Source organism: Enterobacter oligotrophicus (assembly GCF_009176645.1).
GTDB classification, from domain to species: Bacteria; Pseudomonadota; Gammaproteobacteria; order Enterobacterales; family Enterobacteriaceae; genus Enterobacter; species Enterobacter oligotrophicus.
Genome location: NZ_AP019007.1, coordinates 4,434,583 through 4,452,710 on the forward strand (window position 1 = coordinate 4,434,583; position 18,128 = coordinate 4,452,710).

An 18,128-nucleotide genomic window follows, 5' to 3' on the forward strand; every position below is an offset into this window, starting at 1 on the left:
GGAAAGCACATGTTAAGCATTAAAGATTTACAGGTAAGCGTGGAAGACAAAGCGATCCTGCGCGGCCTCAATTTTGACGTCAAACCAGGTGAAGTTCACGCCATTATGGGGCCGAATGGCTCAGGGAAAAGTACGCTTTCAGCGACGCTGGCAGGGCGCGAGGATTACGAAGTCACCAGTGGAACGGTGGAGTTTAACGGCAAAGATCTGCTGGAGATGTCTCCTGAAGATCGTGCGGGCGAGGGCATCTTTATGGCCTTCCAGTATCCGGTGGAAATTCCCGGCGTCAGCAACCAGTTCTTCCTGCAAACCGCCCTGAATGCGGTGCGTAAGTATCGTGGCCTGGAGGCGCTGGATCGTTTTGATTTTCAGGATTTAATGGAAGAGAAGATCAAGCTGCTGAAAATGCCGGAAGACCTGCTGACCCGCTCGGTCAACGTTGGTTTCTCCGGTGGTGAGAAAAAGCGTAACGACATCCTGCAGATGGCAGTACTCGAACCTGAGCTTTGCATTCTCGATGAGACCGATTCTGGTCTGGATATTGATGCGCTGAAGATTGTCGCCGATGGCGTCAACTCCCTGCGCGACGGCAAACGCTCGTTTATCATCGTCACCCACTACCAGCGTATCCTGGACTATATCAAACCGGATCATGTCCACGTGCTCTATCAGGGGCGTATTGTGAAGTCCGGCGATTTTACGCTGGTCAAACAACTGGAGGAGCAGGGTTATGGCTGGCTTACCGAACAGCAGTAATGCACTCCAGCAATGGCACCGCCTGTTTGAAGCGCAGGGTGAAACACGCTCTGAGCAGGCTCAGCAGCACCTTCAGCAACTGTTGCGCCTCGGCCTGCCGACGCGTAAGCATGAGAACTGGAAATACACGCCGCTTGATGGCCTGCTGAACGGCGAGTTTGTGACGCGGCTGGCGGATATCAGCCCGGCCCAGCGTGATGCGCTGGCGCTTAACGTGGATGCCGTGCGCCTGGTGTTTGTCGACGGACAGTTCCGGGCGGAGCTGAGCGACAACACGCGGGAGAGTGGGTTTGAGATTACCATTAACGACGACCGCCAGCGGCTGACTGCTGCCGTTCAGCCTGAGGTGTTCCTGCATCTCACAGAAAGCCTGGCGCAGAGCGTGACGCATATCCATGTGAAGCGTAACCAGCGTCCGGCGAAACCGCTGCTGTTAATGCACATCACTCAGGGGCTGGACGGTGGCGAGATCAATACGGCGCACTATCGCCATCACCTTGAGCTGGCCGAAGGGGCGGAGGCGACGGTGATGGAGCATTATGTCAGCCTCAATGATACCCGCCATTTCACGGGCGCACGTCTGACGATGAATGTGGCCGCCAATGCCCAGCTTCACCATATCAAGCTGGCATTTGAAAACCCGCTGAGCCACCACTTCGCCCATAATGACATTGTGCTGGGGCAGGACGCTGCGGCGTACAGCCACAGCTTCCTGCTGGGTGATGCCGTGCTGCGACACAACACCAGTACGCAGCTGAACGGTGAAAATACTACGCTGCGCATCAACAGCCTGGCGATGCCGGTCAACTCGGAAGTGTGTGATACGCGCACCTGGCTTGAGCACAACAAAGGGTATTGCAACAGCCGCCAGCTGCATAAAACCATTGTCAGTGACAAAGGCCGCGCGGTGTTTAACGGCCTGATTAACGTGGCGCAGCACGCCATCAAAACCGACGGGCAGATGACCAACAACAACCTGCTGTTGGGGCGTCTGGCGGAAGTGGACACCAAACCGCAGCTGGAGATCTACGCCGACGACGTGAAATGCAGCCACGGCGCGACGGTCGGGCGCATTGATGACGAACAGATGTTCTATCTGCGCTCGCGCGGTATCGACAGGCAGGCCGCGCAGAAGATGATCATCTATGCCTTTGCGGCAGAGCTGACGGAAGCGCTGAGCGATGAGGCGTTAAAACAGCAGGTGCTGGCCCGCATAGGCCGGCGTCTTGGAGGCGAAGCATGAGTTTTCCCGTAGAGAAAGTCCGGGCAGATTTTCCGGTTCTGACCCGAGAAGTGAACGGTCTGCCGCTGGCCTATCTCGACAGTGCTGCCAGCGCGCAGAAACCAAACCAGGTGGTGGACGCCGAAGCGGAGTTTTACCGCCACGGCTATGCGGCGGTGCATCGCGGTATTCATACGCTGAGCGCCGAGGCGACTCAGCGTATGGAAAACGTGCGCACCCAGCTTGCCGCTTTCCTCAATGCGCGCTCGCCGGAAGAGCTGGTGTTTGTGCGCGGGACCACGGAGGGGATCAACCTGGTCGCTAACAGCTGGGGCAACGCGCAGGTACACGCGGGCGATAACATCATCATCACCCGGATGGAACACCATGCCAATATCGTGCCCTGGCAGATGCTCTGTGAGCGTGTGGGTGCCGAACTGAGGGTGATCCCGCTTAACGTCGACGGGACGCTGCAGCTTGATCAACTCGACGCGTTGCTGGATGAACACACGCGGCTGGTGGCGGTGACCCAGGTCTCTAACGTGCTGGGCACTGAAAACCCGGTGGCAGAGATTATTGAGAAGGCTCATCAGGCGGGCGCGAAGGTGCTGATTGATGGTGCGCAGGCGGTGATGCACCACGCGGTCGACGTGCAGGCGCTGGACTGTGATTTCTATGTTTTCTCCGGCCATAAGCTCTACGGGCCTACCGGTATTGGCGTGTTGTACGTCAAAGAAGATATTCTGCAGGCTATGCCGCCGTGGGAAGGGGGCGGTTCGATGATTGCCACCGTCAGCCTGACCGAAGGCACCACCTACGCGCGTGCGCCGTGGCGTTTTGAGGCGGGCACACCAAACACGGGCGGTATTATTGGGCTTGGCGCGGCGGTCTCTTACGTCTCCGCGATGGGTCTGGACGCCATTCAGGAATACGAACAGCAGCTGATGCATTACGCATTGCAGGAGCTGGCCGGCGTGCCGGATCTTACGTTATACGGTCCTGCAGAGCGACAGGGTGTAATAGCATTTAATCTGGGTAAACACCATGCTTATGATGTGGGCAGTTTCCTTGATAACTACGGCGTGGCCGTGCGTACCGGACACCACTGCGCTATGCCGCTGATGGCGTTTTACCAGGTTCCGGCGATGTGCCGCGCATCGCTGGTGATGTACAACACAACGGAAGAGGTCGACAGACTGGTGGCGGGACTAAAACGCATTCACCAGCTGCTGGGCTAACGAGAGGCAAGAGATGGCAGAGTTGCCGGATAAAGAGAAACTGTTGCGTAATTTTGGGCGTTGCGCAAACTGGGAAGAGAAGTACCTCTATATCATTGAGCTTGGGCAGCGTCTGCCGCCGCTCAGTGAAGAGGCGCATAACCCGGATAATATTATTCAGGGCTGCCAGAGCCAGGTGTGGATCGTGATGCAACCTGACAAAAACGGTGTGATGGAATTACAGGGCGACAGCGATGCCGCAATTGTGAAAGGGCTGATTGCCGTTGTGTTTATTCTGTATCACCAGATGACGGCGCAGGACATTGCCACGTTTGATGTGCGCCCGTGGTTTGAAAAAATGGCGCTAACCCAACACCTCACTCCGTCCCGCTCCCAGGGGCTGGAAGCGATGATCCGCGCGATTCGCGCTAAAGCCGCAATCCTTAGCTAGACTTAAAAGACAGCATTCATTCTGTTTCGCGAGGTGGTTTCTGCCTCGCTGGTTTTTCAGCTTTCTGACGTTCTGTCAGTGAATAAGGAATCTCAGCATGAAGCGCGCGTCTTTTATAACCCTGGTACTGCTTGGTTCGCTCGGTGCTCTTAATTCAGCCAGAGCGGTAGATTACCCTTTGCCGCCTGAGGGCAGCCGTCTTATTGGTCAAAATCAAACCTACACCATTCAGGAAGGCGACAATAAGCTACAAACCATTGCCCGTCGGTTTAATACCGCAGCACAGCTTGTTCTTGAAACCAATAATACCATTGCGCCGGTCAATCCTGCGCCGGGAACGGTGATAACGATTCCGTCTCAGATGCTACTGCCGGATACACCGCGCGAGGGCATTGTGGTGAACCTGGCAGAACTGCGGCTCTATTACTTCCCGCCAGGTGAAAATAGCGTTCAGGTTTACCCGCTGGGGATCGGGCAGCTTGGGCTGGAAACGCCGGTATCAACTACCCGCGTGAGTCAGAAAATCCCTAACCCAACCTGGACGCCAACAGCGGGCATCAGGGCGCGCTCACTGGCACAGGGCATCAAACTGCCCCCGGTGGTGCCCGCAGGGCCAAATAACCCGCTGGGGCGCTATGCATTGCGTTTAGGCATCGGGAATGGGGAATATCTCATTCACGGGACCAGCGCGCCGGACAGCGTCGGGCTGCGTGTCAGCTCCGGTTGTATGCGCATGAATGCGCCGGACATCAAGGCGCTGTTCGGGCAGGTACGCGTCGGTACGCGGGTGCAGATCATTAATGAACCGGTGAAGTTCTCCGTGGAGCCTGACGGTAAACGCTATATTGAAGTTCACCGCCCTCTGGCACAGGTTGAAGGGGAAAACCCTCAGGTTGCGCCAATTACGCATTCCGCAGAGTTTGCCGCGTTTGTTTCCCAGACGGGGAGTGATAAAGCGCTTATTGATAAAGCGTTGTCACGTCGGGCGGGCATTCCGGTTGCTGTGTCGGCAGATAATGGCCCGTCCGCCAGTAACCCTGTGTTATCGGTACAGAACAGTCGTGTGTCAACGGCGGTTGCGGAAGAGGAAGGGGAGAAAGTGACGCAATAGCCGTTTGACGAAGGCAAAAAAAATGGCGCACAATGTGCGCCATTTTATTAACAGGTACTATTACTTACGGTATTTAGTAGCCTGGTTGTCCAGACGCTGGTTAGCGCGAGCTGCGTCGTCTTTAGCAGCCTGAACGTCGGAACGGATTGCGTTCACGTCGTTGCTCAGCTGGTCAACTTTAGCGTTCAGAGTCTGAACGTCAGAAGACAGCTGATCGATTTTAGCGTTGCTGGAGCAACCTGCCAGCAGAGTAGAACCCAGGATTACCGCGCCCAGTACCAGTTTAGTACGATTCATTATTAATACCCTCTAGATTGAGTTAATCTCCATGTAGCGTTACAAGTATTACACAAAGTTTTTTAGGTTGAGAATATTTTTTTGATGGGAATACGCCTATTTTTGATCGTTCGCTCAAAGAAGCAACGAATTTGGCATTTTTGTCGAAAAAGCTATGTTAAAAAAGGCATTTTTCATCGGATTCATCTTAGATAAATCGCGATTAAATAGAAAAACCCGATTTGCTATTTTGTTTAGATATAGCTAATGCCAGCAATAAAAAAAGCGCCGCGAGGGCGCTTTTTAACAGAATGCATTCGTTCGGGAATTATTACAGTACGTGAACAGATGCAGTATTGGTTGTGCCTGATGGAACCAGTGCACCAGAAACCATCACGACAACGTCGCCTTTCTGTGCCAGGCCGCTTTCCAGTGCCAGCGCTTTACCCTGAATGTAGAAATCGTCAGTAGAGGCGATCTCTTTCACCAGATGCGCAACAACGCCTTTGCTCAGCACCAGCTGACGCGCCGTGGTTTCGTTGGTGGTCAGTGCCAGGATAGTGGCGTCCGGGAAGTATTTACGTACTGCGCGAGCAGATTTACCGCCCTGAGTGGCTACCACGATCAGCGGTGCGTCCAGTTTCTCAGCGGTTTCTACAGCACCACGGCATACTGCTTCGGTGATGCGCAGTTTGCGGCTGTCGTTGCTGAAGTCCAGACGGCTGGTCATGACGCGATCGGTACGCTCACAGATGGTCGCCATGATGCTAACGGCTTCCAGCGGGTATTTCCCTTTCGCGGATTCGCCGGACAGCATCACTGCGTCAGTGCCGTCGAGGATGGCGTTAGCCACGTCGCCTGCTTCAGCGCGGGTAGGGCGTGGGTTTTTGATCATGGAGTCCAGCATCTGCGTGGCAGTGATAACCACTTTACGCGCGCGAACACACTTCTCGATCATCATCTTCTGCGCGAAGATCACTTCTTCAACCGGGATCTCAACGCCCAGGTCACCACGTGCAACCATGATGCCGTCAGATGCTTCGAGGATTTCGTCGAAGTTGTTCAGGCCTTCCTGGTTTTCGATTTTGGAGATGATCTGGATCTTCTCGCCGCCGTGCGCTTTCAGGTGCTCACGGATTTCAACCACGTCGGAACGTTTACGAATGAAGGACGCCGCAACGAAGTCAACGCCTTGCTCGCAGCCGAAGATCAGGTCTTGCTTGTCTTTTTCAGCCAGGGCTGGCAGAGCGATAGAAACGCCTGGCAGGTTAACGCCTTTGTTTTCGCCCAGGTCGCCGTTGTTCAGTACCTTACAGATAACCTTGTTGCCTTCGATAGCGGTGACTTCCATACCGATCAGGCCGTCGTCCACCAGCACGGTGTTACCCACGGACAGATCGCTGGTGAAGCCTTCATAGGTCACCGCAACGATGTCGTTGTTACCGACAACAGACTTGTCAGTGGTGAAGGTGAAGGTCTGGCCCGCTTTCAGAGAGACGTCGTTACCGCCTTCGAGTTTGATGGTACGGATTTCTGGACCTTTGGTATCGAGCAGGATAGCGGCTTTTTTACCGGTCTTGCTCATCACGTTGCGCAAGTTCTGGATACGCTGACCGTGTTCAGCATAGTCACCGTGGGAGAAGTTCAGACGCATAACGTTCATGCCGGCGTCCAGCATTTTGGTCAGCATCTCTTCAGATTCGGTTTTCGGGCCGATGGTGCAAACAATTTTCGTCTTTTTCATGACAGTCTTAGTCTTTAAGTTGGGAAGGATATGGAAATCTCGCTCCGGGGGCGCACCGCCGCGGAGTCAAACCTGTGTTGCAAAAGAGTATATGACACGCACTAAGGATAGGAGACATCAAATGAGCGTGCAGAAGAAAGTGTGCCTGAGTGTCAGCCCAACGAAGGAGAGGAGAAATTGTACGTTGTTTTTTGTATTCCAAGCGCTGAAACCATTCACCAGGGATTAGGCGCGCATTATACGCTGATTTTCAGCAAAAAGGAAAATGAAAACAGCGTTTCAAAAATAATCTGTGCAGTTTCACACAATATTGTTATCAAGGCGTTAAGGCATAATGACATCTTATGGCGGCAGGCCGAACGCCCGCCGCATTTTGCTCAGATTTTCAGCGCCTGGTGGAGATCGGCGATTAAGTCTTTCGCATCCTCAATCCCGACTGAGAGGCGGATCAACTGAGGAACAATGCCGTTAGCCAGACGTTGTTCCAGCGGAATGGAGGCATGGGTCATGCTGTAAGGCTGGCTGACCAGACTTTCCACACCGCCCAGGCTTTCGGCAAGGGTGAACAGCTTCAGGTTACGGATAACCTCTGTCGCCCGTTGCGCATCACCTTTTACCACCACGGCGATCATGCCGCCCGGCAGCGCCATCTGGGAGCGGGCGAGCGAATACTGTGGGTGCGACTCTACCCCCGGATAGAAGACTTTTTCCACCTGCGGGTGCTGCTCAAGCCATTGCGCAATCGCGAGTGCGTTGGTGCTGTGCTTCTCCACACGCAACGCAAGGGTGCGAATACCGCGCAGGGTCAGGAAGCTGCTAAACGGATCAAGCACGCCGCCGATGGCGTTCTGCAGGTAACCCAGCGTGTCAGCCAGGGCTTTGTTATCCCCCACGACCGCCAGCCCAGCCACCACGTCAGAGTGGCCGTTAAGATATTTGGTAGCAGAATGCACCACAATATCGAAACCCGACTCCAGAGGGCGGTGAATGACCGGTGACGCAAACGTATTATCTGCCACGCTGATGAGGTTATGACGCCGGGCAATCGTGGCAATAGCCGCCAGATCCGCCAGCTTCAGCAGGGGATTGGTCGGCGTTTCCACCCAGATCATCCGGGTATCCGGGCGAATGGCGGCTTCCAGCCCCGCCAGATCGTCCGGTTTAATCCAGCTGACCTGCAGACCGGTACTGCGCTTGCGCACGTTTTCAATCAGGCGATACGTCCCGCCGTAGACGTCATCAATGGCGACGATATGGCTGTCTTTATCCAGCAGTTCGAGCACGGTGGAAATGGCCGCCAGCCCTGACGCAAAGGCGTAGCCACGCGTCCCGCCTTCCAGTTTAGCAATCGCCGTTTCCAGCGCATGGCGGGTCGGGTTACCGCTGCGGGAATATTCATAGCCGGTATGTTCTCCCGGTGACGGCTGCGCAAACGTTGAGGTGGCGTAAATCGGCGGCATCACCGCACCGTGCTGATCGTTAAACTCGCCGCTATGAACGCTGAGAGTGGCCAGATTTTTCATCGTGTGTTCCTTTCTTGTTGTAGACGGTTGCGCCAGGCGGTGAGGACGTCGCTGCGCGTGATCAGGCCGAGAAAGCGCTCGTTGTCAGTGATAACGGCGACCAGTCCGCGGTCAAAAATGGCGTGCAGGTCGCTCTCCGGTGCGTGCTTATCAAGAAACTCCACCTGCCGCGTCATCGCCTGAGTGACGGGGAGGGTGAAACGATCGCCTTCGCCGCCGATGTGCCGCAGCAGATCCCACTCGTCGATGATACCGACGACCTTACCGTCATCCAGCACAGGAAGCTGGGAGATGTCGTACAAACGCATCCGTGCCAGCACGGTGGAGAGAGTGTCATCCGGTGAGGCGGTAACGGTCGCGCCTTCATCGTGGCGAAGGGCGATGTAGTCGGAAAGATCGCCAGCCTGAGGGCGCGTAATTAGCCCCTGCTGACGCATCCAGTCGTCGTTGAACATCTTCGAGAGATATTTATTACCGCTGTCGCAGGCGAAGGTGACAACGCGCTTCGGCGTGGTCTGCGCCTGGCAGTATTTCAGTGCGGCTGCCAGCAAAGTGCCGCTGGAGGAACCCGCCAGAATGCCTTCCGTTTTCAGCAGCGCGCGTGCGGTTGTAAAGGCTTCCTGGTCGGTAATACGCCAGGCGCGATGAACGCCCTCGATGTGCGCCAGCGGGGGAATGAAGTCTTCACCGATCCCTTCAACCAGCCATGAACCCGCATCGTGGTAGCGCCCGGTCTCCACCTGATCGGCGAGAACCGAACCCGCAGGGTCGGCCAGCACAAACTCCGTATGCGGGGAGTGCCCGGCAAACCAGGCCTGCAGGCCCCCCAGCGTGCCGCCGGAACCGACGCCGACCACGATGGCATCAATGTTTCCATCGAGTTGCTCGTACAGTTCCGGCGCGGTGGTGGTGCGGTGCGCCAGCGGGTTGGCTTCATTATTAAACTGATCAATATAAAACGCGCCGGGCAGGTCGTTCGCCAGCCGTTGGGCGTAATCCTGATAATAGGCCGGATGACCTTTGTTGACGTCGGAACGGGTCAGCACCACCTGAGCCCCCAGCGCGCGCAGGTGGAATATTTTTTCGCGGCTCATTTTGTCGGGCACCACCAGAATCAGCGAATACCCTTTCTGTGCGGCAATCAGCGCCAGCCCGAGGCCGGTATTCCCGGCGGTGGCCTCAATAATCGTGCCGCCGGGCAGCAGCAGACCTTTGCGCTCCGCTTCATTAATCATCGACAGCGCGACGCGATCTTTGATCGAACCACCGGGGTTTTGGTTTTCCAGCTTAAGAAACAGCGAGCACGGGCCGGTATCGAGTTTATGTAGCTGGATCAGCGGCGTGCGGCCAATCAGTTCGGTAACGGAATGATAAATCGTCATGAGGGTTTCCCTTTAAGAAGTTCATGACGGGATGATAGGACCGTGAATTTTTCTCAATAAAGAACGTTTCACTGTCTTTTAGAACAGAAAAGCATATTCATGCCAGTTTTGGATGTCAGGAAAGCAAGACGTAAAGTGCTCTGGATGTGAGGATGGCTATACAGGCATAAAATGCTGCAAAAATAGCCATTTTTACCGGTGGTGGTCGGTGATATATGCATCTGGCAGATATTCATTGCTGAAAATAGTCTAAATGCCTGGTGCCCTGTTATTTCGCTGCTTATTTCCGGTCGTTATAAGACATTCCTTTTTGGTCATTTAAAACCTGATCACCTCTGTTTACACTCATTTGGACATCCATACTGCTAAACCGCTATATGCGTAACGGATAAAGAATAAGAATGATTGTACTCAGGAATATTTCGAAGGTTTTTGACAACGGAAAGGTGGCACTCACTGCCGTTGATAACGTCAATTTGACGATCGAACAGGGACAAATTTACGGCATTATCGGTTACAGCGGCGCAGGGAAAAGTACCCTGATCCGCCTGCTGAATGGCCTCGAAAAACCGAGTACCGGGAGCGTCACCATTAACGGGCAGGGCATCTCTGCCGCAAAGGGTGAAGCGCTGCGCCAGGCGCGTCTGAAGATCAGCATGGTATTCCAGCACTTCAACCTGCTGTGGTCGCGCACGGTGAACGAGAACATCGCCTTCTCAATGCAAATCGCCGGCGTGCCCAAAGCCAACATCAAGGCCCGCGTGGCCGAGCTGGTGGCGCTGGTCGGGCTGAAGGGGCGCGAAAATGCGTACCCTTCGCAGCTCAGTGGCGGGCAAAAGCAGCGGGTAGGCATCGCGCGTGCGCTGGCGAATAACCCGGATGTACTGCTCTGCGATGAAGCAACCTCCGCGCTCGACCCGCAGACCACCGATCAGATCCTTGACCTGCTGCTGGATATTAACCGTCGTTTTAAGCTGACTATCGTGCTGATTACCCACGAGATGCACGTGGTGCGCAAAATCTGCGACCGCGTGGCGGTGATGGAGAACGGCAAAGTAGTGGAAGAGGGCGACGTGCTGAGCGTCTTTACCCATCCACAGCAGCCCATCACGCAACAGTTTGTCCGTCAGGTAAGCCAGTATGCCGAGGAAGAGACGTTCAATACTGAACTGGCAAACGAGCTGGAAGGCACGGTTATCCGGCTGACCTTCACCGGGCACAGCACGCATAAGCCGATCGTGGGGGAACTGACGCTGCGCTACGGCCTGCCGTTTAATATCCTGCACGGAAAAATGACGCAAACCGCCCACGGTGTTTTCGGGCAACTCTGGGTACACGTGGTGGCATCTGACGAACAACTGAACAATATCCTTGCCGACCTGCAGCAAAGTGATATTCAGGGCGAGGTGATTAAACATGGCTGAGGATCTCTTTCCGCATCTGAAGTGGGATCAACTGTGGGCGGCAACGCTGGAGACGTTGTACATGACGGCACTCTCTGGTGTGGCGACCTTTGTCCTGGGGATTGTGCTCGGCCTGGCGCTGTTTTTAACCGCCCGTGGTGGGCTGTTTCATAACCGCACGGTCTATAGCGTAATTTCGATTGTGGTGAACGTGTTCCGTTCTATCCCGTTCATCATCCTGATTGTATTGCTGATCCCATTCACGAAAACCATCGTGGGTACCATCCTCGGCGCAAATGCGGCGCTGCCTGCGCTGATAGTGGGCGCGGCACCGTTCTACGCGCGTCTGGTGGAGATTGCCCTGCGTGAAGTGGACAAAGGGGTCATAGAAGCAACGCGTTCAATGGGCGCACGACTGAGCACCTTAGTGTTTCGGGTTTTACTGCCGGAATCTTCACCCGCACTGGTTTCAGGCATTACGGTGACGCTGATCGCGCTGGTGAGTTACAGCGCAATGGCGGGGGTGATTGGCGCTGGCGGTTTGGGAAATCTGGCTTATCTGGAAGGATTCCAGCGCAACCATGGTGACGTCACGCTGGTAGCAACGGTGACCATTTTGATCATCGTTTTCGTTATCCAGTTCTGCGGCGACATCATTACTTCACTGTTAGATAAACGCTAATAAATACACACAGGAACCATCATCATGAAAAAGACACTGACACTGATCGCCGCAGCAACCCTGAGCGCCCTGAGCTTTGCTTCCTGGGCCGATACCTTGACCGTGGGCGCGTCCAACACGCCGCATGCCGAAATCCTGGAGCAGGCGAAGCCGATTCTGGCGAAGCAGGGTATCGATCTGGAGATCAAACCGTTCCAGGACTACATTCTGCCAAACACCGCGCTGGCGGGGCATGATATCGATGCCAACTACTTCCAGCATATCCCTTACCTGAACAGCGTGCTGAAAGATCACGCGGGCGACAAGGATTACGATTTTGTCAGCGCAGGTGCTATCCATATTGAGCCAATCGGTATCTACTCTAAAAAATACAAGTCGCTGAAAGATCTGCCGGAAGGCGGCAAAATCATCATGCGTGATGCCGTTTCGGAAGAGGGTCGCATTCTCTCTATCTTTGAAAAAGAGGGTGTGATCAAGCTGAAGCCGGGCATCGACAAAGTGACCGCGCGCATTAGCGACATCGTGGAGAACCCGAAAAAGCTGCAGTTCACTCCTAACGTGGAAGCCTCCCTGCTGCCGCAAATGTACAACAACGACGAAGGCGATGCGGTGGTGATTAACGCCAACTACGCGATTGACGCCGGTCTGGACCCGGTTCACGACCCGATTGCGGTTGAGAGCGGTGAAAATAACCCGTATGCCAACATCATTACCGTGCATCGCGGTGACGAGAAGAAGAAAGATATCGTCGCGCTGGTGAACGTGCTGCACTCTAAAGAGATTCAGGAGTGGATTCGTACCAAATATAAAGGCGCGGTTATCCCTGTAAATAACTAATTCCTTGATTTTACAAAGAAGCCCGGCGAGATCCTCGTCGGGCTTCTTTTTGTATCCAGCCCACGAATCATTTAAGCTGAACGTTTAGGGCAATGGAGGGTTGGCAATGGGCAATGTGACCAAAGACGAAGCGCTGTACCAGGAGATGTGTCGGGTGGTCGGGAAGGTGGTGCTTGAGATGCGTGATTTAGGCCAGGAGCCAAAGCATATTGTGATCGCCGGTGTGCTGCGTACCGCGCTGGCGAACCAGCGCGTCAAACGCAGTGAGCTGACAACCGAAGCGATGGAAACAGTGGTTAAAGCGCTGGCCGGGTAAGCCGCCAGCGTTTCGCGAGCTGTTCGAGTGAACAGCAGAGCAGGTAGTAGACCACACCGGTAAAGATAAAAATGGCGGCAGGGTAGATCTGCACCCGGTTATTCACCTGTCCTGCCACTGTCGTCAGTTCCGGCACGTTTACAATGAACGCCAGCGACGTATCCTTCAGCAGGCTGATAAAAATGCCCACCAGAGACGGCAGGATGTTGCGCAACCCCTGCGGAAGCAGCACGCGCCACAGGGTTTGTTGGGTGCTGAATCCCTGAGATAGCGCCGCCTCATACTGTCCGGCAGGCAGCGCGTTTAGCCCGGCCAGTACCGAATGCATCACCGATGCCGCCGTAAACCAGGCCAGCGCCAGCGTGACCGTCAGCGCACCTGGCAGATCGCCGCCGGTCATCAGCGGCAGCAGATACCACATCCAGAAAATCACGAAGATTAACGGGATTCCGCGGATCAGCTCTGCCCACAGAAACAGCGCCTTGCGCACCAGCCCCGTATAACGCCAGGCCAGGCACGCAAGGGCAATGCCGCCAGGCAGGGCGAGCAGCGCTGCTCCTGTAGCCATCAATAGTGAGAGCAACACCCCGCCAGGCTCACCCGCCGCCGCACGTCCCCACAGCAGATAATCCAGGTTTTCGGTAATAACATTTATTCCGGCAATCATTTTGCACTCCCTCTGGCAGGGCCGATGCGCACCAGCACCATGCCCATCACCACGCCCGTGAGCAGATACAGTGCCGTTCCCACGGTAAATGCCTCCAGCGCGTGGGCGTTGTAACTCTCTATCTGCCGCACCTGGTAAGTGAGTTCGGCAAAGCCAATTCCACTGGCAAGCGAGGAGAGCTTCATCAGGTTGAGATACTGCCCGACGACCGGTTGCCAGGCGTTAGCCAACCCCTGAGGCAACAGAATGTAACGAAACAGCCGCCAGGCGGAAAATCCCTGCGCCATCGCAGCTTCACGCTGCCCGGTGGGGACGGAGCGCAACCCGGACTCGATCTCTTCAATTAAAAAGGCTGAAGTGAACACCCCCAGTCCCCAGGCAGAACATAAAAACTCCGGTGTGAACCACCAGATGTCGCCGGGCAGGATCGACCAGCTGTGATCTGCATTCACCACATCCCGAAACGCCAGCGGAAGCCAGTTCCAGGCGGCGAAATACCAGAACAGCAGTTGTACCAGGAGGGGGGTATTGCGAAACAGGGAGACCCAGGCGCTGACAACCCCTTCGCCGGTTCGCCCGCCAGAGAGGCGTAACAGCAAAAACAACAGCGCGAAAAGGCTGGCCAGTATCGCACCCGCGAGAGTGACCCATAGCGTGGTCAGAAAACCGGATAATATCCACTGCAGGGGCTGCCCGGTCAGCACCCCCTGCCAGTCGAGCGCGGGCATTACAGATGCTCCTGATGAAGCGGGTTGAGCACCTTTTGCAGGAAACGCTGCGCGCGCGGATGCGATGGTTGCGTAAAAAACTGCTCCGGCGAGGCCGTTTCCAGGATCTGACCGCCATCGATAAAAACAATCCGGTCGGCAATTTCACGGGCAAACTGCATTTCGTGCGTTACCACGACCATCGTGATCCCACTATGCGCCAGCGCTTTCATTACAAACAGCACTTCACCAATCATCTCCGGGTCGAGGGCTGACGTCGGCTCGTCGAACAGGATGATTTGCGGCGAAGAGGCCAGCGCACGGGCGATGGCGACGCGTTGCTGCTGCCCTCCTGATAGCTCTGCCGGGAAATGGTGGGCTTTTTCCAGCATGCCCACTTTTTCCAGCAGGACGGCGGCACGTTCCTGAGCAGGCTGAGGTTTCCAGCCGTGGACGTGCTCCAGCGCCAGGGTAATGTTCTGGCTGGCGGTGAGATGCGCGTAAAGATTAAACTGCTGGAAAACGAAGCCAACGCGGCTGCGAAGCTGTCGAAGCGCCACGCCGGAAAGTTGCCCGGTGGGTTTGTTGTCGACCAGAATTTCGCCGCCGTTAAGGGTTTCCAGTTGGTTGATGAGCCGGATGAGAGTGGACTTGCCGGAACCGGAAGGGCCGAGTATAGCAACCACTTCACCGGGCGTGATGCTCAGGTTTATCCCTTTGAGCACCTCATGATTACCGTAACGTTTAACCACGTCACGAAACTCAACGCTGGCGTGTTCCAGACGTGAAAAATCCGCGGCACCGGCCGCGGAGTGTGAAAATAAACCTGAGAGCATATTACCGGGCTTCTATTTTAAAGGCGCGAGGCTGTGGGGACGGGGTCTGTGGGCCAAACCAGGTGTCGTAGATTTTTGCGGCCTGACCGCTTTTCTCGAGGTTAATCAGCTCATCGTTCACCACTTTCAGCAGCGCCGTTTCGCCTTTTTTCACGCCAACGCCAATCTCTTCTTTGCTGAGCAGGTCAGGCAGAATTTTGAAGTTCGCTTTATCCGGTGCTTGTGCCAGCAGGCCCGCCAGAATGGTGCTGTCCTGGGTGATCGCCTGCACATTACCGTTACGCAGTGCGGTCAGCGCCAGCGGAATATCATCGTAGGAGAGCACGCGGGACTGCGGGAAACGCTGGTGGAGAGCCTGTTCACCTGTTGTGCCTTTTACCGCACCAATACGCGCGCGGCTGTATTCGTCCAGTTTATCCGGGGACGTTGCTGGCACCAGGAACTGCTGTCCGGTCACAAAATAGGGGGTGGAAAAATCGATCACCTGCGCGCGTTCTGGCGTGATGGTGATGTCTGCCACAATTAAATCGGCTTTACCGGACTGCAGCAGCGGAATGCGGTTGGCCGGATTAGTGGCAACCAGTTCCAGCTTCACGCCAAGCGCTTTTGCCAGCGCGTTGGCGAAATCGACGTCATAGCCCACGATCTCATGGGTTTTCGCGTCGATAGAACCAAACGGTGGGTTGGCGTCAAAGGTGGCGACTTTCACCACGCCTGCTGCCCTGATGTCCGCCAGTTGGTCGGCCTGCGCCTGTGTCGACAATATGCCGCCTGCCGCCAGTAAACCCAAAGCCACTGCTATTTCTTGATACGATTTTTTATATGCTGCCATAGTAATGCGTCTTCCCGTCGTTTTTGTTTTCTCCGGATACGCTCCCATAAGCTAACGCTATCGCCAAATAAGAAATTCTTCTTTGCTATAAGCAAAAAAGCATTAGTGAACAAGGTGTTATTGACAAGTAAATGAATGGGAGGCTATTTGCGCATTCTGCACATTGACAGTCAATATTGGTATTTCCCTTACGTGAAATTTAGGTGTTTAACTGAGGACAGGTGAAGCGAAGAGGGTAAAGACGATGAAAAAGTGGATAAGCACGTTACGGCGGTTTTTTGCGACCCGGCCGGACAATGCGGAGAACAGCGCGCAACGTGTTCTTGAGTCGATTCTGCCTGTCGCCAGCCTGTATGGCGTCGACGTCGCTAACATTGACCCGGAGTGGTTCCATGATAAAACGTCACGCTGAACTGCGCCGCACGCGCGAAATGTACTGGAATGAGCTGTGCTCACGGTTTGTAAAGCCAGAGAGAGCGGAAAAGTACGCTGTGAAACACTCTGTTAATTAACGCGCTTTTGTTACCAATGTGTCCTTTCATACATGGAGAAAATGATGAAACGGACCACGATAACAACGGCATTTTCATTCCCCGCTTTACTGCTCGCAATGCAGGCGGCACACGCCGCACCCCAGGCGCATGTTGTCTGCGGCTACTCCCACACCCTCGGCGATGACGCCATCATGATGTTCGGCATGCCCAACGAGGCCATGCTGCACGACTTCTTTGGTAACACACACACGGATGCTTTCTCACGCCGGGAGACATTGCGCCAGCATGAAGAGACCACCTGTGATAACAAAGCGGACAGCTCTGCATACTGGGCTCCCTCGCTGCGTCTGCCTGACGGAACGGTCGTCAAACCTGCGTATCAAAAAACGTACTATCAGGCATCGAATGTCGAAACGTATCCGCTGCAACCCTTCCCGGCGGGGCTGTCGCTGCTGGCGGGTGACCACCATGGCACGACGCCTAATCCGCATATCACTTTCTTATGCGCGAACGGCAAAGGCTATACCACCAAAACGGGAGAAGTCTGTGGGTTACGTAAGGCACAGGATGCGGTGCAGTTTAATATTGGCATTCAGTTCCCGAACTGCTGGGATGGGGTAAACCTGAAACCGGCTCATGGCCTTGCTAACGCGGCATACGATATTAAAGGGCAGTGCCCGGCCGCATTCCCGGTGAAAATTCCCACCGTGAACATGAACGTGGCTTACGTGATCCCAACGATCACTTCTCTGGATACCCGCAACGTGCAGCTTTCGCTTGACCCGATCATGCACGGCAATGAGCGCGAGGAGCTATGGGGCAGTCTTTATACCGCGCATGCGGATTTCATGAACGGCTGGACGGAAGACGCCGCGCGCTTTATGACCGAGCTGTGTATGAATCGCGGGATGGACTGCGGCACCACCGTGCCGTATGGCTACTCGAAAGCGAAGGCAAACGTCTGGCTGAGCAGCATGGAGCCGACGCTTTCTCTGCCGGAACCGCAGGTTTTACTGGTGCAGGATAACTGGCAGAACGGGGGCAGAACCCAAAACAGTGAAACCCTGTCACTGGTGAAATTCAAGATCCCGCCGCTGCCGGTGGGGCAGGATGCTTCCCTGTTTAAATACCGTGTGCGCATTTACGGCGGCAAAGTAGAGACAGACGGTGCCGATCAGATCTTTTTCTACCCGGCCAGTAACGACTGGGACCCGGCAACCGTGAGCTGGAAATCACGTCCGGCGTGTAATTACAAATCGGATGCTGTGCTTTACCTCAACCATTCCCGTGAATACCGGATGGTGGACGTAGACAAAGCAGTGCGCAAAGCGCTGGCAGAAGGGAAAACGGAGATCTCGTGGTATATCGGCGGCGATCGGCAGGGTAATCATTATCAGTTTGAACCGGGCTCCTCGCCTCAAAGCCTCATCCTGATGCTCAGTGGATTCAAAAAGACGCCGGAAATTTAACCCTTACGGGTAAAAAAAAGCACCGGGATTTCCGGTGCTTTATCGTCAGATTTTGCAGGCATCGCCGCAGTCGTCGTCCGCGACGATCGCCTGTGCTTTTTTGTCCGCGTCGTCCAGACGTTCTGCGTTGCGCTCTTCTGCTTCATCCAGTCCGTTAAAGACTAAGTTCTCAAGATCAATTTCCATGGGGCACCTGCATTGTT

General features: G+C 55.0%; 21 protein-coding genes. 11 read left to right on the top strand and 10 right to left on the bottom strand.

Annotated features, from left to right (window positions below; translation table 11 throughout):
* Positions 1–9 precede the first annotated feature (9 nt).
* The 5 genes from sufC (at position 10) to ldtE (ending at position 4,757) form a co-directional block, all read left to right on the top strand.
* Positions 10–756, top strand: a complete 747-nt coding sequence (gene sufC, locus EoCCA6_RS21285) for a Fe-S cluster assembly ATPase SufC (protein WP_152084349.1) — start codon at positions 10–12, stop codon at positions 754–756.
* Positions 731–1,999: a Fe-S cluster assembly protein SufD gene (gene sufD, locus EoCCA6_RS21290; protein ID WP_152084350.1), complete on the top strand. Its 1,269-nt coding sequence runs from the start codon at positions 731–733 to the stop codon at positions 1,997–1,999. Before sufC ends, sufD begins: the two co-directional genes overlap by 26 nt.
* Positions 1,996–3,216 carry a cysteine desulfurase SufS gene (gene sufS, locus EoCCA6_RS21295; RefSeq protein ID WP_152084351.1) on the top strand — a complete coding sequence of 407 codons (1,221 nt, stop codon included), beginning with the start codon at positions 1,996–1,998 and terminating at the stop codon, positions 3,214–3,216. Before sufD ends, sufS begins: the two co-directional genes overlap by 4 nt.
* Positions 3,217–3,229: 13 nt before the next feature.
* Entirely contained in the window at positions 3,230–3,646 is a 417-nt protein-coding gene (gene sufE, locus EoCCA6_RS21300) for a cysteine desulfuration protein SufE (RefSeq protein WP_152084352.1), read from the top strand.
* A gap of 97 nt (positions 3,647–3,743) precedes the next feature.
* Positions 3,744–4,757 carry a L,D-transpeptidase LdtE gene (gene ldtE, locus EoCCA6_RS21305; RefSeq protein WP_152084353.1) on the top strand — a complete coding sequence of 338 codons (1,014 nt, stop codon included), beginning with the start codon at positions 3,744–3,746 and terminating at the stop codon, positions 4,755–4,757.
* Positions 4,758–4,817: 60 nt separating this feature from the next.
* Here ldtE and lpp read toward each other — a convergent pair whose 3' ends face one another.
* The 5 genes from lpp to EoCCA6_RS21325 form a co-directional block, all read right to left on the bottom strand.
* The gene (lpp, locus tag EoCCA6_RS21310; protein WP_010430241.1) at positions 4,818–5,054 is read right to left on the bottom strand and encodes a murein lipoprotein Lpp; all 237 of its coding nucleotides are present in this window, start codon (positions 5,052–5,054) and stop codon (positions 4,818–4,820) included.
* A 310-nt stretch (positions 5,055–5,364) separates the two neighbouring features.
* A complete protein-coding gene (gene pykF, locus EoCCA6_RS21315) occupies positions 5,365–6,777 on the bottom strand; it encodes a pyruvate kinase PykF (RefSeq protein WP_152084354.1) in 1,413 nt (470 codons plus the stop codon).
* 7 nt (positions 6,778–6,784) lie between these two features.
* Entirely contained in the window at positions 6,785–6,979 is a 195-nt protein-coding gene (gene ynhH / locus EoCCA6_RS21800; protein ID WP_420841606.1) for a protein YnhH, read from the bottom strand.
* A gap of 175 nt (positions 6,980–7,154) precedes the next feature.
* The gene (locus tag EoCCA6_RS21320; protein WP_152084355.1) at positions 7,155–8,300 is read right to left on the bottom strand and encodes a trans-sulfuration enzyme family protein; all 1,146 of its coding nucleotides are present in this window, start codon (positions 8,298–8,300) and stop codon (positions 7,155–7,157) included.
* On the bottom strand, positions 8,297–9,682 hold the full coding sequence (locus EoCCA6_RS21325; protein WP_152084356.1) for a pyridoxal-phosphate dependent enzyme: 1,386 nt from the start codon (positions 9,680–9,682) through the stop codon (positions 8,297–8,299). Before EoCCA6_RS21325 ends, EoCCA6_RS21320 begins: the two co-directional genes overlap by 4 nt.
* A gap of 401 nt (positions 9,683–10,083) precedes the next feature.
* On the opposite strand from EoCCA6_RS21325, the gene EoCCA6_RS21330 reads away from it, so the two are divergent.
* The 4 genes from EoCCA6_RS21330 to fumD all read left to right on the top strand — a co-directional run bounded on the left by EoCCA6_RS21330 (position 10,084) and on the right by fumD (position 12,920).
* Positions 10,084–11,106 (top strand): methionine ABC transporter ATP-binding protein, encoded by a 1,023-nt coding sequence (locus tag EoCCA6_RS21330; RefSeq protein ID WP_152084357.1) that lies wholly within the window; start codon positions 10,084–10,086, stop codon positions 11,104–11,106.
* Complete coding sequence (locus tag EoCCA6_RS21335) at positions 11,099–11,767, top strand: methionine ABC transporter permease (protein WP_152084358.1); 669 nt, start codon at positions 11,099–11,101, stop codon at positions 11,765–11,767. Before EoCCA6_RS21330 ends, EoCCA6_RS21335 begins: the two co-directional genes overlap by 8 nt.
* A gap of 24 nt (positions 11,768–11,791) precedes the next feature.
* Positions 11,792–12,604: a MetQ/NlpA family ABC transporter substrate-binding protein gene (locus EoCCA6_RS21340; protein ID WP_152084359.1), complete on the top strand. Its 813-nt coding sequence runs from the start codon at positions 11,792–11,794 to the stop codon at positions 12,602–12,604.
* A 106-nt stretch (positions 12,605–12,710) separates the two neighbouring features.
* On the top strand, positions 12,711–12,920 hold the full coding sequence (fumD, locus tag EoCCA6_RS21345; protein WP_008500615.1) for a fumarate hydratase FumD: 210 nt from the start codon (positions 12,711–12,713) through the stop codon (positions 12,918–12,920).
* On the opposite strand, the gene EoCCA6_RS21350 is transcribed toward fumD, so the two are convergent.
* Genes EoCCA6_RS21350 through EoCCA6_RS21365 form a run of 4 tightly spaced genes read right to left on the bottom strand, consistent with a single transcriptional unit; the run spans position 12,901 to position 15,962 of the window.
* Positions 12,901–13,587 carry an amino acid ABC transporter permease gene (locus EoCCA6_RS21350; protein WP_152084360.1) on the bottom strand — a complete coding sequence of 229 codons (687 nt, stop codon included), beginning with the start codon at positions 13,585–13,587 and terminating at the stop codon, positions 12,901–12,903. The two genes, fumD and EoCCA6_RS21350, sit on opposite strands and share 20 nt — an antisense overlap.
* Complete coding sequence (locus tag EoCCA6_RS21355; RefSeq protein ID WP_152084361.1) at positions 13,584–14,315, bottom strand: amino acid ABC transporter permease; 732 nt, start codon at positions 14,313–14,315, stop codon at positions 13,584–13,586. The genes EoCCA6_RS21350 and EoCCA6_RS21355 overlap by 4 nt, the downstream gene beginning before the upstream one ends.
* Complete coding sequence (locus EoCCA6_RS21360; RefSeq protein WP_152084362.1) at positions 14,315–15,130, bottom strand: amino acid ABC transporter ATP-binding protein; 816 nt, start codon at positions 15,128–15,130, stop codon at positions 14,315–14,317. The genes EoCCA6_RS21355 and EoCCA6_RS21360 overlap by 1 nt, the downstream gene beginning before the upstream one ends.
* A 1-nt stretch (position 15,131) precedes the next feature.
* The gene (locus EoCCA6_RS21365; RefSeq protein ID WP_152084363.1) at positions 15,132–15,962 is read right to left on the bottom strand and encodes an ABC transporter substrate-binding protein; all 831 of its coding nucleotides are present in this window, start codon (positions 15,960–15,962) and stop codon (positions 15,132–15,134) included.
* Between the two features lie 244 nt (positions 15,963–16,206).
* Here EoCCA6_RS21365 and EoCCA6_RS21560 point away from each other — a divergent pair, with 244 nt between their 5' ends.
* Together EoCCA6_RS21560 and EoCCA6_RS21370 are read left to right on the top strand one after the other, a co-directional pair.
* A complete protein-coding gene (locus tag EoCCA6_RS21560) occupies positions 16,207–16,374 on the top strand; it encodes a hypothetical protein (protein WP_167515556.1) in 168 nt (55 codons plus the stop codon).
* Between the two features lie 144 nt (positions 16,375–16,518).
* Positions 16,519–17,925 carry a DUF1996 domain-containing protein gene (locus tag EoCCA6_RS21370; RefSeq protein ID WP_152084499.1) on the top strand — a complete coding sequence of 469 codons (1,407 nt, stop codon included), beginning with the start codon at positions 16,519–16,521 and terminating at the stop codon, positions 17,923–17,925.
* Positions 17,926–17,970: 45 nt separating this feature from the next.
* Here EoCCA6_RS21370 and EoCCA6_RS21375 read toward each other — a convergent pair whose 3' ends face one another.
* Positions 17,971–18,111 carry a hypothetical protein gene (locus EoCCA6_RS21375; protein WP_013096938.1) on the bottom strand — a complete coding sequence of 47 codons (141 nt, stop codon included), beginning with the start codon at positions 18,109–18,111 and terminating at the stop codon, positions 17,971–17,973.
* Positions 18,112–18,128 lie beyond the last annotated feature (17 nt).